The sequence below is a fragment of the Paenibacillus sp. OT2-17 genome (genome assembly GCF_009827695.1).
Taxonomy (GTDB): Bacteria; Bacillota; Bacilli; order Paenibacillales; family Paenibacillaceae; genus Paenibacillus; species Paenibacillus polymyxa_B.
The window spans coordinates 1-6084 of record NZ_WUDQ01000199.1; the positions used below are offsets into that span (position 1 = coordinate 1).

Annotated in this window: 9 protein-coding genes; 3 read left to right on the forward strand and 6 right to left on the reverse strand. The window is 46.4% G+C overall.

From position 1 onward, the window contains the following. Positions 1–69, reverse strand: a 69-nt coding sequence (locus tag GRP75_RS30490; RefSeq protein ID WP_160789893.1) for a GTP-binding protein, incomplete at its 3' end; no start/stop codon positions are given. A gap of 234 nt (positions 70–303) precedes the next feature. Between GRP75_RS30490 and GRP75_RS17175 the strand changes: the two genes are divergently transcribed. From GRP75_RS17175 to GRP75_RS17185, 3 genes are read left to right on the forward strand one after another with little or no spacing between them, the layout of a single operon-like run. After that, entirely contained in the window at positions 304–1305 is a 1002-nt protein-coding gene (locus GRP75_RS17175) for a permease (RefSeq protein ID WP_160789890.1), read from the forward strand. Between the two features lie 8 nt (positions 1306–1313). Next, positions 1314–2291 (forward strand): TIGR03943 family putative permease subunit, encoded by a 978-nt coding sequence (locus GRP75_RS17180; protein WP_071558808.1) that lies wholly within the window; start codon positions 1314–1316, stop codon positions 2289–2291. A gap of 18 nt (positions 2292–2309) precedes the next feature. Then, the gene (locus tag GRP75_RS17185; RefSeq protein ID WP_160789891.1) at positions 2310–3413 is read left to right on the forward strand and encodes a CobW family GTP-binding protein; all 1104 of its coding nucleotides are present in this window, start codon (positions 2310–2312) and stop codon (positions 3411–3413) included. Positions 3414–3524: 111 nt separating this feature from the next. Here GRP75_RS17185 and GRP75_RS17190 read toward each other — a convergent pair whose 3' ends face one another. From GRP75_RS17190 to GRP75_RS17210, 5 genes are all read right to left on the reverse strand, one after another. Next, positions 3525–3770, reverse strand: a complete 246-nt coding sequence (locus GRP75_RS17190; protein ID WP_013310118.1) for a type B 50S ribosomal protein L31 — start codon at positions 3768–3770, stop codon at positions 3525–3527. Positions 3771–3787: 17 nt separating this feature from the next. Next, positions 3788–4258, reverse strand: a complete 471-nt coding sequence (locus GRP75_RS17195) for a hypothetical protein (protein WP_023988396.1) — start codon at positions 4256–4258, stop codon at positions 3788–3790. 95 nt (positions 4259–4353) lie between these two features. After that, positions 4354–4503, reverse strand: a complete 150-nt coding sequence (gene rpmG, locus GRP75_RS17200; protein ID WP_007430271.1) for a 50S ribosomal protein L33 — start codon at positions 4501–4503, stop codon at positions 4354–4356. A gap of 68 nt (positions 4504–4571) precedes the next feature. Further along, on the reverse strand, positions 4572–5141 hold the full coding sequence (locus GRP75_RS17205) for a hypothetical protein (RefSeq protein WP_053325330.1): 570 nt from the start codon (positions 5139–5141) through the stop codon (positions 4572–4574). 80 nt (positions 5142–5221) lie between these two features. Beyond that, on the reverse strand, positions 5222–6084 hold an 863-nt coding region (locus tag GRP75_RS17210; RefSeq protein ID WP_160789892.1), incomplete at its 5' end, for an MFS transporter.

Below are 6084 nucleotides of genomic sequence, written 5' to 3' on the forward strand. Positions count from 1 at the left end.
CAGCGCATGCTGAAGAAGAGTGGTTTTACCGCTACCCAAAAAACCGGATAAAACAACAATCGGTATCATATAACCCCTCCTTGTCTTTACAACATTTAATATGGATCGTACCGTAAAAGTTTCCTTCTTGCAATCCTTTATCAGAAATTAATCGTAATTATTACTAATAATAAACATAAATATATACGACCACTCTTTGAATTGTCAATATAGGAGGTGATACAAGCTTAATCCAGCGAGCATGATTGTCCCCTTACAGACATAGGCTGTAGATAAGAACCCTTATTCCCAAGGAGACGTGGAATGAAAAACAGTACGCTGTTGAAGATGCTGCCTTTTATGATTCCGTTTGCCTTTCTCATCCCTGTGCTTGTCACGCTATCTCCCCAGTGGCTTCGTTTGTTAGATATGGGGCAGCTGCAACCGTTAAAAACGGTATTTATGGGCATTTTTCTGGAAGCTGTTCCGTTTCTCCTTATCGGTGTGCTCGTCTCATCCCTTTTGCAGTGGCTTGTACCGGAGACATGGATTCGCAAAATAGCGCCTGCGCATCCTGTACCGGGTGTCCTGCTGGCCTCCTTACTAGGTATGCTATTTCCCATCTGTGAATGCGGCATGATCCCTGTCGTTCGGCAATTAATGCTCAAGGGAATGCCTGCCTATATGGGTATCACTTTTATTTTAAGCGGGCCCATTATCAATCCCGTGGTACTGGCTGCGACGATGATGGCTTTCCCTTCCCATCCCGAGGTCACTGCCGTTCGAATGGGTTTGGCTTTTGCCGTCTCCGCGATCATCGGGCTGATCGTGTATGCCTTTGTACGAGTGCATCCGCTCAAACGGTCGTTGCTCTCTTTTAACCAGCAAAAGCAGAACAATCAGACTCATCGGCATAGTCGCACATGGCGGGGCTTTTTTGTACATGCTGGTGACGAGTTTTTGGACATGAGTAAATATCTCATTATCGGCGCACTATTAACAGCCTGCATTCAAACCTTCATCCCACGCGATGAACTGCTTTCGTTAAGCAACGGAACGGTTGGATCGTACGCCTTTATGATGGGTTTTGCCTACATACTGTCGCTGTGTTCCACCTCCGATGCCTTTGTAGCCACTGCTTTTTCACATACCTTTACACTGGGTCCGCTGGCAGCCTTTCTTGTACTCGGTCCGATGCTAGACTTCAAAGGCACGCTCATGCTGCTAAGCACCTTCCGCACCAAATTTGTCGCCATCCTGGGCCTGCTCATTGTTTCACTCGTCCTAGTGGGTTCTATAGCTGCTGAATGGTTATTAGGGAGGTGAATACAAACGTGAATTCAACCTTTAGCATTCGCTGGCAATACGGCATGCGCTCCTTGCTCCTGATCGGATTGGCTGTGTACATCGTCTCATTAAGCCGCACGAATGCACTTCATTACTACTTGGCTCCCCATATGCAAAAGCTGCTCCTACTCTGTCCTGTACCACTCTTGTTCATCGCATTGGCGATGGCATGGCACGGAATCATCGGGGAGCGGGACGGTGAGGATGTATGTGATTGTGAGCATCCGTTGCCGCAAAGCTGGTTCAAAAAAACACTCGTATATGGAATGCTGCTCATCCCGCTCCTGTTCGGTTCTCTGCTGCCCAATCAGGCACTTGGTAGTGATATGGCCGCCAAAAAAGGCATGTCCTTCACGTATCCCAACCCGGATATCCGACGAAAAACGGATACACAGACCACAAAAGCATCCACCGCCTCCCTTTTATCAACTGCATCTTCCGTCCCAACTTCGTCCCCTCCAGAGGGAAAATGGAGTCAGGAAACGCTGGATAAGCTGTTCGTTCCGCCTGACAAGTACAATGTAGAATTCGCCGAGCTGGCGAAACGCCTGTATCAGCAACCTATCATACAGATCAAGCCTGAGATTTTTTCCGAAACTATTGGAGCCATTGAGTTATATAAACAAGCTTTTGAAGGAAAAAAAGTACAGGTGACTGGCTTTGTCTATAAAGACGACAACCTGCCGGGTAAAGGCCTATTTGCAGTAGGAAGATTCCTCGTCATGTGCTGTACTGCCGATGCCATGCCATTCGGGATCATCGTCCAATCCCAGAAGGCCCCGTCCTTTGACAAGGATACCTGGGTGACCATTGAAGGAACACTGCATGCCACACAAAAGGGCAACGCTCCCGTACTTGAAATTCGATCCGAAAAAATAACCGCTGTCGAGCAGCCAGAATCCCCTTATGTCTATACCCAAGCAGACTCGGTAGCTACCTTTGATCGCTTGAACACAGCACACTAAACCCACCAAGGAGGAAAAATGATGAATAAAGTTCCTGTTATTTTAATCAGTGGTTTTCTTGGAAGCGGCAAAACAACACTACTTTTGCGCCTATTAGCCCATACTCGCCAAATCCCCCTTCGTGCTGCTGTTTTAATGAACGAAATGGGCGAATATGATGTAGACAGCGCTATAATTTCAGAGGAAATGCCTGACGTAACAGTAGAAGGATTGCTAGAAGGCTGCATTTGTTGCAGCAAAAGAAATGAGCTGGCAGGGGCTCTGCATACCCTGCTCAGCCAGGAGCCAGATCTGATCTTCATGGAAACCACCGGGGTAGCCAACCCCGAACAAGTACTGGAGGAGCTTCGCTCCCCTCTACTGGCAGATCGGCTTTATCTGGTTCACAGCATCAGTGTTGTGGATGCTGAGCTGTTCCATGAATACAATAGCCGCTTTACGGCTGATAAAGAACTGGTTCGCACCCTGCACGGACAGCTGCGCACCGCAGACTTCATTGTGGTGAACAAGACGGATGCAGCAAGCAGCCGAGAAGTGACGAAGGTCGTCAAGAGCATCCGCAAGCTCAACGATACGGCCAAGCTGCAAACTACTGAATATAGCCGGGTTGACCTTGAACCACTACTAGAGCCTGTTCTGGCCTCCGCATCCGTTGCCGCGAAACCTGCACAGACACCTCAACCAGCACCTGCACAGGTCCAGCTCACTGATGCAGATGCACCGTTCGTCCCCATTCCCGTCAAAAGTATCGGAAGCACCAGTAGTGTCTCCAGAAGTACGGCTTTCAAAGTTATTTCGACACACAGTCATAACCACGATCCTAAGCAGCCTCATTCGTTCTCCCGTCTGGAGAGCTTAACGCTGCATCAATATTCTCCTCAGCCACTCGAAAAACAACGATTAGAAAACTTTCTAACCGGGTTAGGTTCCTCACTGCTTCGAGCGAAAGGTTATTGCGTACTTCCTCAGGAAGGTACAATGCTTTTGCAATTTTCAGGAAATCACTTGGAGTGGCAGCCTACTGCACTTCCCGTGAGTCAGGGATATGTCACGCTAATTGGGGAGCAGCTCGACAAAGCATCCATTACCGACCAATGGGAACAGTGCTTCATTTCGCTATAAATGACAGGTCTAGATTAAGACAAAAAAACCTCCTGCATCTGCAGGAGGTTTTTTAAAAAGCGATGTTCACGGATTATTAGCATAATCCATAAACACAACGCTCGACTGTTCTTACTTAAGGTTATATTTTTTGTTAAAGCGATCCACACGGCCACCGATATCCACGTTTCTTTGTTTACCAGTGAAGAACGGGTGGGAAGCGGAGCTAGTATCTACACGGATAACTGGGTATGTGTTGCCATCTTCCCATTCCATCGTTTCTTGCGAATATTTAGTGGAAGCACTCAGGAAAGTAAATCCACAGCTAGGGTCCAGAAAGATAACTTTGTTCAATGTTGGATGAATATCTTTTTTCATTAGTTTCACCTAATCTTTCATATAGTTTTAGTTTCAAACTCAAACGTACTGGCGCAATACTCCATCAGTTGGCAAAAGGAACGGTTATGTCCCAGAAAAAAAGACGACAGATCATAACGGTTGCGCTCAAGCTCGTAAACGACAAGCAAACGATGCCGCATATATCGCATCGCCCATTGCACGAACGCTCCGGATCTTTCGTCAGCCTTCATCGTTATATAAGCATATAGTGAATGGTCCTCCGGCTCGTCCCAAATGCTGACACCAGCACAGGAGAACTCGGTAGCCACGTGCTTTCGATTCAAAAGGCAAAGCGTGCCATGTAGCTCGGCATCTATCATACAGCCTTGAAAAAAAGCCGTTTTCTTAGGTGCAAGCTTTAACTTTGGACGCTCTGTCCACTGGACTAATTCAAGTTTTCGCCGGTTCCATAACGCAGGCTTTTGCAAACTTAACACGATTTCTTCATCGTTAACTGGAGAGATCATGCCGCAGTTCCTTTCATGAAGCCCTATATTCATTAGAATTACAGGCTCCGTTCAGGATGCAGGATCATTCAGGTTGCTATATAGCAAGCCTCAAATTATCTAGTTTCACGATGGATCGTGTACTTTTTCAGACGCGGAGAGTATTTTTTCATTTCAAGACGCTCCGGATGATTTCTTTTGTTCTTGGTTGTTGTATAGTTGCGATCACCGGATTCGGTGCATGCCAAGGTAACAATTACGCGCATTTCTCTTCCTCCTTAATTGGAATACATGGTATACAATTACAATAGTAATTTTTACGATTAGTTCTATTCTATAATTCATGCTCCGCTTTGTCAACCTTAGAGTCACGGTTTGTCGCTTCTTCTACCGTGTTCCAGCGATTACGGTACTGTGCAAGCTTCGGATGAAGTTCCTGGGGTTCGCTCGAAAGCAGCAATCTGACATTTCTAATCCATTCTCCAAACGATGCATAGGAAGCGCACAAATTTGCAGTTTCAGGACTCATGTACAAAAAAAGTGGGGTCGTATACTTTTCCGCCAAAAAACGGATGGCTGCTTCAATCGGCGTATACTTTTTACGCTTACCTTCCCAACTCTCAATCACAACAGCACTCAAAGCCTGCTCCCGCTGCCACTCTCCCAGCTCGTCCACCCGCTTGTAATACGAACGTACCGGCTGCTTCCACATTCTTCTGACGGTTTCTTCATGTAGCGGATACAGCACCAGCTTTGTAAAAGATAATGCAGCCCCCGTTTCGGCAAAAAGCTCCAGCTCTCTGGCTGTAATCTGCTCGAACGTATCATAGTAAACCATGGTCCCTTTATGCGTCTCGATCGGAGGCTCATAACCATAGGGCACATATTGAAGGTTTCTTGTCATGCTGGACACTCCGTCCTTCCATAGATGAACTTTTCCTTCTATATTATACCCTTGTTTTGGCATGAGTTTGCATCAAATGTTTATCCTTGTTCAACAGCAGGCGTATTACGGCGTGAACCCCCTCGGAATTGCAACGCATAAAGTCCCATCGTCACAAGCGCAATCAGTGCAAGCACCGTAAATATATTGCTAAAATTGAACACCTGCACATTAGATACGACAGGATTCAAATGAAAGGACGACGAACTATCCAGCGTTTTGCCCAAAATACTTGTCGTGATCGCGCCGGCAATAAAATTCAGCAGAGATAGCAGCCCCATTCCAACACCAATCTGGTCTTTCGACAAGGTACGAGAAATCGTGTTGGACATGGCAATTTGCATGAAGGTCTGACCTACGTTTCCGAAAATAAGCAAAAATAAAATCAGATACGGAGATGCACCCACAAACGTAGACAAGCTGATAAAACAGATGAACAAAAGCGATACAGCTGTATAGACGAGAAACGAATTCCCTTTACTATCCGCCAAACGCCCCCCTCTTTTACCCAATAGAGCCGAAGCAATAGCAGCCGGAAACATAACCAGTCCAATTATTGCCGGCGTAAGCTGATTGAGACTGTTCAGAAACTGCGGTGCCAAGTACGGCAATCCAAAGCTAATCCCCGTCCCTAAAAAAGCGATAAGGAGCCCGTATGAATATTGCTTGTTACGGAACAGCTTCGGCTGGATGAATGGATCATGCGCAGTGTTAATGCGCCATATAAACAGTGCAAATAACACCATACCGAGCAGAAAAAACATCATATTGGTTTGCGAAATCGAAAGTAACAAGAAGGCTACTGTTCCACCCAGCAATAATCCACCAAGAAAATCGAACTTCTGATCCTCTCCACGCTGATCGTCCAAATATTTGCGGAAGAACGGCAATGCGATCAGTGGTA